Raw genomic sequence first — 13,249 nt, forward strand, 5'->3', positions numbered from 1 at the left:
TGCCCCACCTGCCACCGCGACATACCCACACCCGCACCAACCTGACCAAGCACTACTAGTGACCTGAGTCAGAAGTTCTCTGGTGGATCGTCGGTCTTCGGAGAGCTGCTTTGTGCTTCCGAAGTCAGGTCTGGGCGCAGAAGTCGGCCCTTGCGTAAGCCCGGACAGTTCAGGACAACTTCCAGAAAACCTCTGACTCGGGTCACTGGTACTCCAGTTGTAGACCGTTGTGCGCCTTGCGCTTGGGGCTGTCTGTCGTTGACGGAAACCAGGTGGGCTCGGCCTGCTACCTGGATAAGGTCGGGCAATGCCCGAGCTGAAGCGGCTGCATGCTGCCCATGCCCCGGCGGTCCTGGCCTTCGAGCTGGCGAACCGCGCCTACTTCGCTGCCTCCGTCTCCGACCGCGGCGACGACTTCTTCGCCCAATTCACCGACCGGTACAACGCCTTGCTGGCTGAGCAGGAGGCCAGTATCTGCGCCTTCCACGTGCTGGCGGCGGCGCGGCACGGGCTGCGCACACTGCGGGCGGCCACGGCCCGCCAGAATGCCGCGTCCCAGCAGGTGCTGACCAAAGCCGGGTTCGTCCCCGTCGGCCCGGCCGACCCCGCCCACCTCGGCGGTAAGCCAGGCACCTGGTACCAGCGCGACCTGGTGATCCGGCCGCATGGCGCGATGGTGCCGGGGGACCGGCGGTGCGGGAGGGCCGAGGCCACCGCTGATCGTCGGTGTGTGAAGACCAACGATCTTGCGGTGGCCGTTGGCCACAACGTAGACCCTGCCTGGCGGCAGGAGGCGTTCGAGGGCCTGATGCGCCGGATAGCGGGCCGGTTCGCGCGGGTCGAGCCCCGGCGCCGGGTGAAGGACTTCGTGCTCGGGCTGTTGTCGGACCTGCCGCGCAAGAACTGCTGGACGATCGCGGAGTGGGCCGGGGAGGCCGGCTCAGACGGCATGCAGCATTGGATCGGCCGGGCCACGTGGGACGCTGGTGGTCGTAGAGGTTGAGCGCGACCTGTCCGCCGCGGGCGTGTGCGGGGACGTCGAAGTCCTCCCAGACGGTGGGGGCTCCGGTTGTCACGGTGTTCGGCTCCTGGTGCTCGATGGTTCCGATACCGGGCACTTTCCGCTGAAATCAGAGGTTTGGCGATGCCATGGATCAGATGGCGTTGGGATGAGGGAGCCGAGCCGGGGGAGCGAGGCCGTGACTGGGCGGTGGGTTCAGGTCGGTGGGGGGACGCGAACGATACGCACATGCCGGTGATGCAGGGGAAGCTACGGCTCACGTAGCGAACTTCTCCCACTTCACCATGCGTGAACGTGTACGGCCGGGAGCACGCACGGCTCGTGAGTTTGTGCCGGCGCGGGCGTTACTTGACCGGCTTGCCGGGCTGGTCGTGGGTCGAGCAGTGGATGCCGCCTCCGCCCGAGGCGATGGTGTCGATCTTCACCTGAACGATGTCGCGCCCGGGGAACTGGTCTCCCAGAATGCCCTTCGCGCGGTCGTCGGCCTGGGCGTCGCCGAAACGGGGCATGAACACCGCGCCGTTGGCCACGTAGAAGTTCGCGTAGGTGGAGACGAAGGCGTCGCCCCGCCCCGTGATCTTGTCGAGATCGGGCTGGGGCAGGTCGATGACCTCCAGGGACTTGCCCCGAGCGTCTGTGGCGTCCTTGAGCACCGTTCTGGCCTGGTCGGCCGCGCGCGACCAGACATCCGGGGGGCTGTCGGGGAAGGCGCGATCCACGAGGACGACGCCCGGCGCGGTGAACCTGGCGATGCTGTCGACGTGCGCGTCGGTGATGTCCTTGCCGCGCACGCCGGCCAGCCAGATCACCTTCTCGATGGCCAGACTGCTCTTGATCTCGTCCTCGATCCGGTCGCGGCTCTTCCCCGGGTTGCGGTTCTTGTTGACCACCGAGCTCTCGGTGATCAACAAGGTGCCCTCACCGTCGGTCTCGAAGGAACCGCCCTCGGCGACCAGCGGAGCCGTGGCGCGCGGGATGTCGTACTTGCTCAGTACGCGGCGGCCGACCTGGGCGTCGTTGCGGTGCTCCTGCTTGTTGCCCCAGCCGCTGAAGTTGAGGTCGACGCCCAGGATTCCCCCGGACTCCTCGACGAACAGGGGAACGGTGTCGCGCGCCCACAGGTCGTCGACCATGAGCGGGATCACCTCGACCTGGGAGCCGCAGGCCCGCTGGGCCGTGTCCTGCTGCTCGGGGCGGGCCATGAGCACCACGGGCTCGTACTCCGCGACGGCATGGGCCACCCGTGCGATGTCCTCTCGTACGGACGGCAGTTGCTCGCCCCAGACCGACTCCGATGCGGGCCAGGACATGAAGGTGCGCGCATGGCTCTCCCATTCGGCACCGAACCAGCGGCCCTTCTGCTTCCGAGAGGGCGACGTGGAAGGGGCTGCGGCCGGGGTGTTGCGGGGACCGCAGGCCGCGGCTCCGAGGGCGAGAGCACCGATACCCGCGAAAGAACGCAGGACGTTGCGGCGGGACATGGGGGAAAGCGACACAGAGAACTCCGGCATTCAACTGACGAGCCCGTTTCAGGAGATTTGGATCATCCTGAATTTCGAGCCCCGAGGGCAAAGGAGGATTTTTTCCTACGGCTATCGCTTTTTTGGGATGGCGCCTCTCGGGAGGGGTGTACGTGTTGCTGGGCTATGGAATGGGTTCGTGCATGGTGGAGCAGTGGATTCCACCGCCACCGCCCATGAGCCGGTCGACATCCAGCTGTACGACCTGGCGTCCGGGAAATGCTTCGGCCAGGATGCGGTGGGCCGCGGCGTCTGTCCTTTCGTCGCCGAACTGCGCAGTGATGACGGCGCCGTTGACGAGATGGAAGTTGAGGTACGAATCCACGAACGTCGAGCTCCGCGATCGCACGGTGTCCGGTCCGTCCACGCGGATGACCTGTAGGCGCCGGCCCTTCGCGTCGGTTGCGGCGGCCAGGATGGCGAACTGCTGACGCGCGTCCCGGGCCCAGACGTCGTTCCGGTCGTCCGGGGGAATCTGCACCATGACCACGCCGGGCCGGACGAAGCGGGACGTGACGTCGATGCGGTTGTCGGTGATGTCCCGGCCGCGGACGCCGGGAACCCAGATCATTTTCTCGGCGCCGTACGCCGCGAGCACTTCTTCCTCGATCTCGTCCCGACTCATCCCGCGATTACGGTTCTTGTTGACCAGGCTGCTCTCGGTGGCCAGCACCGTGCCATCGCCGTCGGTCTCGATCGATCCGCCTTCTCCGACGAATTCCGCCTCGGTGAGGGGGATTCCGTTGAATTCGGCGACGCGCCAGGCCACCTCGGCGTCATCGCGGTGCTTCTGCTTCCCGCCCCACCCGTTGAAGTTGAGGCTCACGGCATCGAGTCTTCGCCGGCCGTCGCACCGGAAGACGGCACAGGTGTCGCGCATCCAGAGATCGTCCGTGGGGATCGAGCCAATGACGGTGACCCCGGGGCCGCAGGAGGCCCTGGCATCGGTGGCGGCGGTTTCGTCCGGCGCGCACATGATGACGGGCTCGAATGCCGCGACCGTGCGGGCGATGAGGGCGATGTCCTCTTGTACACCTGCCAGTTGCCGCCCCCAGATGGACCTCCTGGAGGGCCAGGACATCCAGGTACGGGTGTGCGGAACGTCGTCGGCCGGCACGCGCCACCTGACGCCGCCCGCGTCATCGGGTGAGGCTCCTCGCGACGGGCGCGGACCGCGGAAAGCATCGAGCAGCCAGCTGCCCGCGGGGAGGTCGTCCATGGGGGCTCCACATCGAATCCGTGACGTCGGGCGGCGTCGGCCGCAGGGTTCTGGCCGGACCAGAGGCGACACGTCCCGCCGCCGGCCACGCCGCCCATGCCCCTCTGTGCCGTCGGGGCGCGGCGCCGCTCTGCCTCAGACTATGACACTGACTGAATTTTCAGTCAATGGAGCGGGTGCGTGTCCCCCTGTATCCGCACGGCAGCGGTCCGGGGTCAGCCCTGCGGCCCCTCGGCCGGCTCACGCTCCAGCGCGGTGGCCACGTGTGCCCTGGCTTCGGCAGTTGGCGAGCGGGTCGGCCGGCCGGCGCCCACTCAGCCCTGCCACCAGGGAGGCCAACCGGACCGCGGCGGCACGCGAGTCGACCGGCTCGGGGATGGATGCTCCCCTCGTCCATGCTCCCCTCGTCCCGCCCGTCCGCGATCAGACGGGCGATGTCGACGAGCCGGCGCTCGGTCGGCGACGCAAGCGTCGGCCGCAGCCCTTCGTCGAAGGCCGCGGCAGCCCGCTCCCCGCCCCACACGGACGAGTTCTCGCGCCAGGCGGTGTCGACCTGGGACTCCGCCGGGAGGAGACCGAGCAGCAGTTCACGGACGGGGGTTTCGTCAACGTCCGTGCTCCCACACGGCCTTCGGCCCGGTCGTTCACGTACTCAGGGGGCACCCGCAGGACGCCGGAAACGCCTCGCCCTACCGGCGACCCAGCCGCTCCAACTCCGCGTCGATGGCGTCCAGCACCAACTCCCGGGCATGTCCCAGGGGCAGGATGCCGCTGAGCCAGCGCATGCTGAGTCCTTCCACCAACGCCGTCAGCCGCTCGGCGGCGATGGCCAGGCCGGCGGCGGTCGCCATGGGACGTACCCGGCCGAGCAGGTCGGCGACTTCCTGGACCCAGATCAGCGTGGCCTTGGCCAGGTCCTCGCGCAGGTGGGGCTCGAAGATGGCGCTGGCGCGCAGTTCCCCCCAGGCGGTGCTGTTCTCCCGGACGGTGTCGTCGTCCTGGAGCTCCAACAGCAGGGTTTGTTCGAGCTCTTGCCGGGGATCGAGGGGGGCGGCGTCCGGGGCGCGTTCCGTGGTGTAACTCCCGGCGCGGTCGTTGATGAACTCCAGGGTCCGACGCAGGATGCCGGCCCGGTCCTTGAAGTGGTAATAGATGAGCGCGGTGGACACCCCGGCCTCGGCGGCCAGCTCCTCGACCCGCAGCCCGCGGACCCCGCGCCGGGCGATGACCCGCGCAGCCGCTTCCATGATCGCTGTTCTACGGTCGCTCACAGTTACCCAGCTTAACCAGCCCTCGCATGCCTTCTCCCCGTCGGGTAGGCCAGACTAACTAAATCTTCAGTTAGAGTCACCGAGCCCTGCCGTCTGCCCCGCACCCCTGTCGGCCTCGTTCGCCGCTTCCGCCTGAAAGGGCCACCGTATGACCACCGAGCACCCCGGCGGGTTTGCCCTCCTGCGCGGCCCTGACCGCTGACGGCCCGGACGAGATCGGCGGCTATCGGCTGCATCTCGCCGGGTGCCCGGGTGCACCGGCTGGTTCGCGCGGCGGCCGGGGAAGAGCCAGCGGGACTCCGCGTTCCGTTGCGCCGGTACGACGCTGGACTCCGGTACGACCTTGCCGTTCCGCAGATCGAACTCGTAACTCGGGTCCGGGGAGGTCAGCTCGGCGCCCGCGTACCCCGGGCGGAACCCGTCGCCGGGTGCGTCCTGCGCCTGCTTGGCCTAGGAGGGCGGCGCAGGATCGTCGAAGCAGTAGACCGTGTCGCCGAGCAACAGCGCGGCGATCGCGGTCAGGGCGATCCGGCGAACGGATCTCCTGGTGCGCCGGGCCGGGGGCGGTGGCGGTGCGGGGCTGGGCCCCTCGGCCCGGGGGAGGGGTACGGCGGTGGCGGTGGGCTGGGCGTGCGGTGATGCGGGCGGTCCTGGCGGGTCGTCGTGGTGGGACGCTCCGTACGGACAGCGGTCGGCAGTCAGCCGTCGGTGAACCGCACCCGGACTGCGCGGGCTCGGCGTTCCCCTCCAGCGGGCCCGGACCTCATCGATCCGTCACCTCGTCCTCCAAGCCCCGGCCCTGGTCATCGCCAAGGCCCTCGGTTACCACGACAAGACCGCGACCCGTCTGGTTACCGAGGCCGGAGTCACCTGGAGGCGATATGCCCCCGGCGATCATGAACGGCGCCGATGACGGACAATGCCGGGATGACCCGCCCCAGAATCCGTGTCGCCGCATACGTGATCCGGCATCGCGCAGCCCCCGAGCTGCTGGTCTTCGACCACGTCGCTATGCCGGAGGCCGGCACCCAGGTCCCGGCGGGAGGAGTGCAATCGCGCGAAGGGCTGCAAGAAGCAGCCCTTCGAGAGGTCGCCGAGGAAACCGGCCTGCTGACAGCCACAGTGGTCCGGCAGATCGCCGTGGAGGACAAGCCTCACCCCGACACGGGACAGCCACGACGAACCGGCTTCTTCTACCTCCGGACACCCGCAGACACCCCCGATGCCTGGGAACACCACGTTTACGGCGACGGAGGCGACGCCGGCCTTACCTTCGCCTGCCGGTTCCTCCCACTTCCCCTGGAGCAACCACTGGCTGACGATCAAGACGCATGGCTGGGCCGCATCGACCCGCGCTGGACCACCGTTACCGGCAACGGTCAGTAATTAGCCGTCGCACTTACACGCTGAATACGCGACACCTCGACATGCGAGCCCACCAGTCCCAAGGGTGGCACGGTGGACGGAGGCTTCCAGCGCTGCCATCAAGTCCTCGGGGGAGCAGGTTCCGGGGACGGGAGGGCGTGGCCGCCGGCAACTCGGTGGGTTCCAGCTCGTGTTCGGTTGCCGAGGCCGGGCCGGTAAGGTCGCCCGGACCGGTCTGCTGCCGTACGCTGCGGGCCCGGTCCTGTGATGCGGCGATCAAGTTACGGTGCGCGCGGATGACAGATGCTGGCCCAGCGACGAGGATGTCGTTCAAGTGCCCGGCCGTGGCGATTTCCGCGTCAATCCAGATCCGTGTGCCATCCGACTGTGAAGGAACTTATGGTGCTGATCACGGTTTCCGATCGCCGAGTTACTCGCAACAAGCTCATTCGTAAGCTCGTCGGCCTTTCCGTGAGCGCAAGCCTGGCCTGTGCAACGCTGCTTGGAGCGCCTAGCCAATCAGCCATGGCGGCACCTCACGCCATGACGGTTTGCTACAAGACGATCACCGTCACGAAGGGCGGCCTCGGCGCGGCGTCTGTCTCGTTTAAAGTGAAGGCAGATAACGGCAAGGAGACGGGATCGGTCAACAGCGGCGGGACCATCGACGTGTCGCAATTGGGCCTTGAGGACGACACGCGCATTTGGCCGGAAGTCCATGTGGTCAACATGGCTAGCGGCAAGGTTACGTCTGTGGATGGCCCGGCGGTAGCATATTGCAGGGCCGGCGGAAATGCGCAGTATATCGCCAAGGTCCCGGCGCATGAGCGCTCGTCTGTCAGCCTTAAGGCTTGACGTCTGTCATTGAGCTCTTTCGAATTGGCTGCTGAGCTTGGGGGCTATTCGCTCTGGCAGCCAAGAGGTCGGCGGAGCGGCGGCGAACTGCATGCCTCAGTCGCGGGATTCTTCGATACCGTTCGCCAGGATGAGTTCCTGCGTCAGGGCTCGCCCCCTGGCCGGGGTGCCTTCCCAGGGCGTCCAACCGTGCTCTGCAGGGCAGACCAGCCGCACTGGATCCGGCCACGCGCCGAACGCTGTCCAGCCTCGGTCCGCGCCGCACCGCGGGCAACGCAGCGGCTCGACACGCCGTATCGGGATATCTGGCTCTTCGCAGTTGAGGGTGTAGTCGGGGGTGTTGGCGGGTAGGCGTCGAGGCCTACCATCCGAAAGACCTCGACATGCTCCACGCTATCTTCGCCGCGCCCTGTCTGACCACGTTCTGCCGTCTCGATGGACTCGGTCTGGAAGCTGTCGGGCAACGCCTTGAGCCGAATCAGGCGGTGATCGAGTGCCGAGCCGCCGAGCCGGATCCGTGGTGCCGGAAGTGCGGTTCGGAGGGCGTGGTGCGCGGCACAGTCACGCGGCGGCTGGCGCATGAGCCGTTCGGGCACCGCCCCACGACGCTGCTGGTGCGGGCATGCCGCTATCGGTGCGACTCGTGCGAGAGGACGTGGCGGCAGGACACCTCGAAGGTGGCTGCGCCGCGAGCGAGGATCTCCCGGGGCGGGCTGGAGTGGGCACTGCAGCGCATCGTGGTCGATCACCGCACCGTAAGTCGCGTCGCCGCAGGGCTGGGGGGCCTGGCATATCGCGAACAGCGCGATCCTCGCCGAAGGCAAGCGACGTCTGATCGATGACCCTCACCGGTTCGACCGTGTCACCACGATCGGGGTTGACGAGCATGTCTGGAGGCACACCGGGTTTGGCGACAAGTGCGTCACCGTGATCATTGATCTCACCCCCATGTGTGAGAAGACCGGGCCGGCGAGGCCGCTGGACATGGTCGAGGGGTGCTCGAAGGCAGTGTTCGAGCAGTGGCTCGCCGGGCGCCCGAAGGCCTGGTCCGCCGGGATCAAAGTGGTCCATTCCCGATCACCGATGGGGTGCCTTCGGAGAAGCTCCTTTTCTGCAACTAGTTGCATAACCGTGCTCAGGTGGTCTAGAACTGGCACACCGAGACTGCGCGAGGAGGCGCTGGATGAGTGCGTACCCCCATCTGCTGAGCCCGCTCGACCTGGGTTTCACCACCCTGCCCAACCGGGTGCTGATGGGCTCGATGCACCTCGGGCTTGAGGAGGCGCCCGGGGGGTTCGAGCGGCTGGCCGCCTTCTACGCGGCCCGCGCCCGGGGCGGCGCGGGCCTGATCGTCACCGGTGGCATCTCCCCGAACGACCGCGGCAGGCCGATGGAGGGCGGCGCGAAGCTCACCACCGAGGCCGAGGCCGAGCGGCACACCCCCGTCACCGCCGCCGTCCACCGGGAGGGCGGCCGGATCGCGCTGCAGCTCCTGCACTTCGGGCGGTACGCCTACCACCAGGACCTGGTCGCCCCGAGCGCGCTGCAGGCGCCGATCAGCCCCTTCGTACCGCACGCCCTCACCGATGACGAAGTCGAGGAAACGATCGGGGACTTCGTACGAGCCGCGGAGCTGGCCAAGCTCGCCGGCTACGACGGTGTCGAGATCATGGGCTCCGAGGGGTACCTGATCAACGAGTTCATCGCCACCGCTACCAACCGCCGTACCGACCGGTGGGGCGGCTCGTACGAGAACCGGATCCGCTTCCCGGTGGAGATCGTCCGCCGAGTGCGGGAGCGGGTGGGGCCGCGGTTCATCCTCATCTACCGGCTGTCGATGCTCGACCTCGTGCCCGGCGGCTGCTCACTGGACGATGTGATCACGCTCGCCAAGGAGATGGAGGCGGCGGGCGCCACGATCATCAACACCGGCATCGGCTGGCACGAGGCTCGGATCCCCACCATCGCCACATCGGTTCCGCGCGGCGCCTATACCTGGGTGACCAGGGAGCTGATGGGCGCGGTCACGGTTCCGCTGGTGACCAGCAATCGCATCAACACCCCGGAGGTCGCTGAGCAGTTGCTCGCCGAGGGCCGCGCCGACATGGTGTCGCTGGCCCGCCCCTTCCTCGCGGACCCCGACTTCGTCGCCAAGGCCCAGGCCGGGCGCGCGGACGCCATCAACACCTGCATCGGCTGCAACCAGGCATGCCTGGACCACACCTTCAGCGGCCAGATCACCTCGTGCCTGGTCAACCCGCGCGCCTGCCACGAGACCGAGCTGGTGCTGTCGCCGACCCGGCGCCGCAAGCGGATCGGTGTGGTCGGCGCCGGACCCGCGGGACTGGCCTTCGCGGTGTCGGCTGCTGAGCGCGGCCACTCGGTGGTGCTCTTCGACGCCGTCGAGGAGATCGGCGGACAGCTCGACATCGCTCGGCGGGTGCCGGGCAAGGAGGAGTTCGACGAGACCCTGCGTTACTTCCGCAACCAGCTCCAACTGCACGGTGTGGACGTCCGGTTGGGCACCCGCGTCACGGCCGCGGACCTTTCCGACGACGACTACGACGAGATCGTGGTGGCCACCGGCGTCACCCCGCGCATACCGGACATCCCCGGTGTCGATCACCCCAGCGTGGTCGGCTACCTCGAAGTCCTCGGCGGCGCGGCCGAGGTGGGGGAGCGGGTCGCGATCATCGGGGCGGGCGGAATCGGCTTCGACGTCGCCGGCTACCTCACCGACCCTGGCGACGCCGCGAGCCTCGACCCCGAGGTGTACTTCCGTACGTGGGGAGTCGACACCGACTACCGTGAGCCCGGTGCGCTGCGCGATCCCGTACGGCCGAAGCCGCCCCGGACCGTGCACCTGCTCCAGCGCAAGACCAGCAAGGTCGGCGCCGACCTCGGCAAGACGACCGGCTGGATCCACCGCACCGAGCTCAGGCACCGCGGAGTCACCATGGTCGGCGGAGCGGCCTACGACCGGATCGATGACGCCGGGCTGCACATCACGGTCGACGGCCGGTCGCAGGTCATCCCCGTTGACACGGTCGTGCTCTGCACGGGCCAGGAACCGCGGCGCGACCTGTACGAGGAACTGCGCGCCGCCGGGCGCACAGTCCACCTCATCGGCGGCGCGGACCAGGCCGCCGAACTCGACGCCAAGCGGGCCATCCGGCAGGGCACCGAACTGGCTGCGGCGGTGTAGCCCCGCGGTTCCTAGGATGCCCCCATGTCACTGCCGCACGCGATCCTCACTGCCCTGCTGGAAAAGCCCTCATCAGGGCTGGAGCTGGCGCGAAGATTCGACAAGTCGATCGGTCACTTCTGGCAGGCGACGCACCAGCAGATCTATCGCGAACTGGGAAAGCTGGAGCAGTCCGGCCTCATCCGCGCGCTTCCCGCCGAGCAGCCGACCCGCGGCCAGCGCAAGGAGTACGAGGTGCTGGCCGCAGGCCGCGCGGAGCTGACCGACTGGGTGTCCCGCAGCGAGGATCCCCGGCCCATCCGCGACCCGCTGCTGCTGCGCCTTCGCGCGGCGGCGGTGGTCGGCCCGGCCGGACTTGTCGCCGAGCTGCAGCGCCATCTCGAACTGCACCAGCGGCAGCTCGCCGACTACGCGAGCATCGAGGAGCGCGACTTCTCACACGACCAACCGGCGGTCGAGGACCGGCTCCGGCATGTCGTACTGCGTGCAGGAATGGAGCTGGAGAGCTCCTGGATCAACTGGCTGACCCAGACGCTGGCAGAGCTGCGCAAGCTGTGAGGCGCGCCGTCGCGGCGGACGTCAGTGCTTCCGGCCGCGCGGGACCACGGATTCCGTCAGCCAGGCGCGGGTGGGGGCGAGCGCAGGGCTCTCCTGCATGGCCTGGCTGATGGACCACGCTGTCGACCGCCACGGTCGTGCCAGGGCCGATCGCCTGGGTGTCGACCATCGGCCCGGATGGCGCCACGCCGGACCTCGCCCCCTGTGAAGTTCTGCGGAAGGTGTATCGGGAGTCGGGACGTTGGCGCAGGTCAGCGCGCCGGAGCAATCGGCGGCCCGGGACTTGCCCCGCGGTGACGGGAGGTGGGGGAGGCGCGGGGGCGTGCATGGTCATCGAATGGGGTGGAGGCGCCTGTCTGGAGGGCACGGCTGATGCTGCGGGGGTGGTGTTGGCCACCCCGCCACCCTGTGGCCGCACCCGTGCCGGCGGCAGCGAAGGCCTGGCGATCTCCCAGAGCCCCTCCGGCACGATCCATCCCCACCGTCCACTCCCCATGGCCCGGCCAACGACCAACTGACCATGTGGGACACGGTGTTACTGCTGCTTTTGCGGTTTCGTCTCCTGGGTGCCTTCGACGGTGATGCTGTTCCGGAAGGCGACGTGGTTCTTGATCCGGTGGGCCAGGAAGGTGGGGTGCGGGTCGTACCAGGCGGCGTCGGGGTTGGGCGCACCGGCGGCGGTGACCGTGTAGTAGCGGGCCATGCCCTTCCATGGGCACAGGGACTTGGTCGGGCTGTCGGTGAAGTATTCGCGGTGCAGTGACTCCGAGGGGAAGTAGTGGTTGCCTTCCACCACCTTCGTTCGGGGTGTCATGGCGAGAGAGACCGATCATGCCGCCCTGGCTGCCGGGGTGTGCAGCGCGCTGAAGAGGTGTTGCCCGGGCTGACGTGCGAGGCTGATCGGCTCGCTGGCATCAGGGACGGCGGACGCCTTCAGTGACATCGACATCGTGTGGCTGGTGCCGGATGCGCAGTTCCCGGACTGCCTGGCTCGCGTGGCGGAGGTGCTGGGAGAGGTTCAGCCGGTCGACAGCGTCCGCAGTGACCCGGACTTCCACCACTCCGGCCGCCGCCGTTTGCTGTTTGTCCGTTTCGCGGGGGTGCCGCTGTTCTGGCGGCTTGATCTGGATGTCCGCGCCGCATCGGTCGCGGCTGATCTGCACTACGACGCGGGGAATCCGGCGGCGCGCGCCCGTGAGAGCGAGTGGTCATGGCCGGCCAGTGCCCTGGCCGATGCCGTCGGTGCAGTCGAGGCTGCAGCCCGGAAGAGGGATGATGAGGCCCGCGGTCTGCTGGACCGGGGGTTCGCCCGGATCGGCGAGGATGACCGGGCCACCGGCGCCTGGGCAGACGATGTGATCCGGCTCGCGCACGCCGCAGCCCTGTGCGATGCCGCCTTGACCGACCTGGCCGCCCAGGCCGCCGCGCTCGCGGTTCGGCACCTCGGCAACGGCGGCGCCTGACGTGCTCGACCCCTCGGCATCGGACATTCTTGGTGTCCGGGCCGTCAGGACGCGATGGAGCGCGACCGGCCGCCCACCGGATGCCTTTCTCGCTGCGGACGCGGGCGCGTTCCCGGCGCCCGGGAGGTCTACCGTGTCGTCGAGGGGCAGCGTCAGGGCCCGGGTTGCTCGTGAACGGCCTTTTAGCGCGCCCTGATGAGGGCGCGGGGTGCGGCGCGACCGGCCGCGGACGGTGCACCGGTCTTCCAGCGGAGCGCTGCGCGACGGCCGGCAGTCCACGGGAACTTCGATGGTCAGTGGCCGTTGCCCGCCTGGGCAGTGAGGCGTCCTTCGCCGCGCTGTGCGGGGGAAGCCCCATCGAGCGTTCCTCGGGGCAGTCGGCAGTGCTGGCGCCTCAATCGTGGCGGCGACCGGCAGGCCGACGCCGCCCTGCACCGGATCGTGCACACCCGCCTTCGAGTTGACCCGCGCACCAAGGACTACGACGAACGCCGCACCGGGGAGGGCAAGACCCGGCGCGAAATCGCCCGATGCCTCAACCGCTACGCGGCTCGGGAGGTCTTCCACCTGGTCAGGCCCACACAGTAGGGCCTCCGTCATAGGGGCAGTTGTCAGAGGTGAGGAACGCCCGTCGGCCGGCTCCGGCGGGGGCTTTCTGCGTGCGTTCACGGATGGGCCAGCGTGGTGTTCGACGTGGTCTTGCTGTGCTTCGGCTCGCCGTTCTCGACGGCGTCGGGAGGGCAGCGGTGGCGATGCGGGTCGGTGGCCGCAG

At 68.6% G+C, this 13,249-nt stretch carries 9 protein-coding genes and 5 pseudogenes; 9 read left to right on the top strand and 5 right to left on the bottom strand.

The genetic code is table 11. The features are described 5' to 3' along the window. Positions 1 to 307 precede the first annotated feature (307 nt). Positions 308 to 661, top strand: a pseudogene (locus tag IEZ17_RS37570) (GNAT family N-acetyltransferase); the annotation flags it as partial. Between the two features lie 147 nt (positions 662 to 808). Then, a pseudogene (locus IEZ17_RS37575) lies at positions 809 to 985 on the top strand (IS701 family transposase); the annotation flags it as partial. A 380-nt stretch (positions 986 to 1,365) separates the two neighbouring features. Here IEZ17_RS37575 and IEZ17_RS37580 read toward each other — a convergent pair. The 3 genes from IEZ17_RS37580 to IEZ17_RS37590 form a co-directional block, all read right to left on the bottom strand. Next, a complete protein-coding gene (locus tag IEZ17_RS37580) occupies positions 1,366 to 2,502 on the bottom strand; it encodes an agmatine deiminase family protein (RefSeq protein ID WP_189308139.1) in 1,137 nt (378 codons plus the stop codon). Between the two features lie 163 nt (positions 2,503 to 2,665). After that, entirely contained in the window at positions 2,666 to 3,760 is a 1,095-nt protein-coding gene (locus IEZ17_RS37585; protein ID WP_189308121.1) for an agmatine deiminase family protein, read from the bottom strand. 689 nt (positions 3,761 to 4,449) lie between these two features. Continuing rightward, a complete protein-coding gene (locus tag IEZ17_RS37590) occupies positions 4,450 to 5,007 on the bottom strand; it encodes a TetR/AcrR family transcriptional regulator (RefSeq protein WP_189308122.1) in 558 nt (185 codons plus the stop codon). A gap of 951 nt (positions 5,008 to 5,958) precedes the next feature. On the opposite strand from IEZ17_RS37590, the gene IEZ17_RS37595 reads away from it, so the two are divergent. From IEZ17_RS37595 to IEZ17_RS37615, 5 genes and pseudogenes are all read left to right on the top strand, one after another. Beyond that, positions 5,959 to 6,417 carry an NUDIX hydrolase gene (locus IEZ17_RS37595; protein ID WP_189308140.1) on the top strand — a complete coding sequence of 153 codons (459 nt, stop codon included), beginning with the start codon at positions 5,959 to 5,961 and terminating at the stop codon, positions 6,415 to 6,417. A gap of 366 nt (positions 6,418 to 6,783) precedes the next feature. Further along, positions 6,784 to 7,251 (top strand): hypothetical protein, encoded by a 468-nt coding sequence (locus IEZ17_RS37600; protein ID WP_189308123.1) that lies wholly within the window; start codon positions 6,784 to 6,786, stop codon positions 7,249 to 7,251. Between the two features lie 383 nt (positions 7,252 to 7,634). Beyond that, a pseudogene (locus tag IEZ17_RS37605) lies at positions 7,635 to 8,319 on the top strand (transposase family protein); the annotation flags it as partial. 115 nt (positions 8,320 to 8,434) lie between these two features. Further along, a complete protein-coding gene (locus tag IEZ17_RS37610) occupies positions 8,435 to 10,456 on the top strand; it encodes an oxidoreductase (RefSeq protein WP_189308124.1) in 2,022 nt (673 codons plus the stop codon). A 24-nt stretch (positions 10,457 to 10,480) separates the two neighbouring features. After that, positions 10,481 to 11,014 (top strand): PadR family transcriptional regulator, encoded by a 534-nt coding sequence (locus tag IEZ17_RS37615; protein WP_189308125.1) that lies wholly within the window; start codon positions 10,481 to 10,483, stop codon positions 11,012 to 11,014. 385 nt (positions 11,015 to 11,399) lie between these two features. Here IEZ17_RS37615 and IEZ17_RS43425 read toward each other — a convergent pair. Both IEZ17_RS43425 and IEZ17_RS37620 read right to left on the bottom strand, forming a co-directional pair. Beyond that, positions 11,400 to 11,510 (bottom strand): annotated as a pseudogene (locus IEZ17_RS43425) (IS5/IS1182 family transposase); the annotation flags it as partial. A gap of 39 nt (positions 11,511 to 11,549) precedes the next feature. After that, positions 11,550 to 11,828, bottom strand: a complete 279-nt coding sequence (locus IEZ17_RS37620; protein WP_189308126.1) for a DUF427 domain-containing protein — start codon at positions 11,826 to 11,828, stop codon at positions 11,550 to 11,552. Positions 11,829 to 11,973: 145 nt separating this feature from the next. Here IEZ17_RS37620 and IEZ17_RS37625 point away from each other — a divergent pair, with 145 nt between their 5' ends. Continuing rightward, positions 11,974 to 12,477 (top strand): hypothetical protein, encoded by a 504-nt coding sequence (locus IEZ17_RS37625; protein ID WP_229853019.1) that lies wholly within the window; start codon positions 11,974 to 11,976, stop codon positions 12,475 to 12,477. A gap of 317 nt (positions 12,478 to 12,794) precedes the next feature. After that, a pseudogene (locus IEZ17_RS37630) lies at positions 12,795 to 13,065 on the top strand (transposase); the annotation flags it as partial. Between the last annotated feature and the right edge of the window lie 184 nt (positions 13,066 to 13,249).

It is taken from the genome of Streptomyces albospinus (assembly GCF_014648695.1).
GTDB lineage: Bacteria > Actinomycetota > Actinomycetes > Streptomycetales > Streptomycetaceae > Streptomyces > Streptomyces albospinus.

Coding starts and splice junctions, on each gene's coding strand:
- IEZ17_RS37615 (WP_189308125.1), top strand. CDS start 10,481: ATGTCACTGCCGCACGCGATCCTCACTGCCCTGCTGGAAAAGCCCTCA.
- IEZ17_RS37585 (WP_189308121.1), bottom strand. CDS start 3,760: ATGGACGACCTCCCCGCGGGCAGCTGGCTGCTCGATGCTTTCCGCGGT.
- IEZ17_RS37595 (WP_189308140.1), top strand. CDS start 5,959: ATGACCCGCCCCAGAATCCGTGTCGCCGCATACGTGATCCGGCATCGC.
- IEZ17_RS37610 (WP_189308124.1), top strand. CDS start 8,435: ATGAGTGCGTACCCCCATCTGCTGAGCCCGCTCGACCTGGGTTTCACC.
- IEZ17_RS37590 (WP_189308122.1), bottom strand. CDS start 5,007: ATGGAAGCGGCTGCGCGGGTCATCGCCCGGCGCGGGGTCCGCGGGCTG.
- IEZ17_RS37580 (WP_189308139.1), bottom strand. CDS start 2,502: ATGTCCCGCCGCAACGTCCTGCGTTCTTTCGCGGGTATCGGTGCTCTC.
- IEZ17_RS37620 (WP_189308126.1), bottom strand. CDS start 11,828: ATGACACCCCGAACGAAGGTGGTGGAAGGCAACCACTACTTCCCCTCG.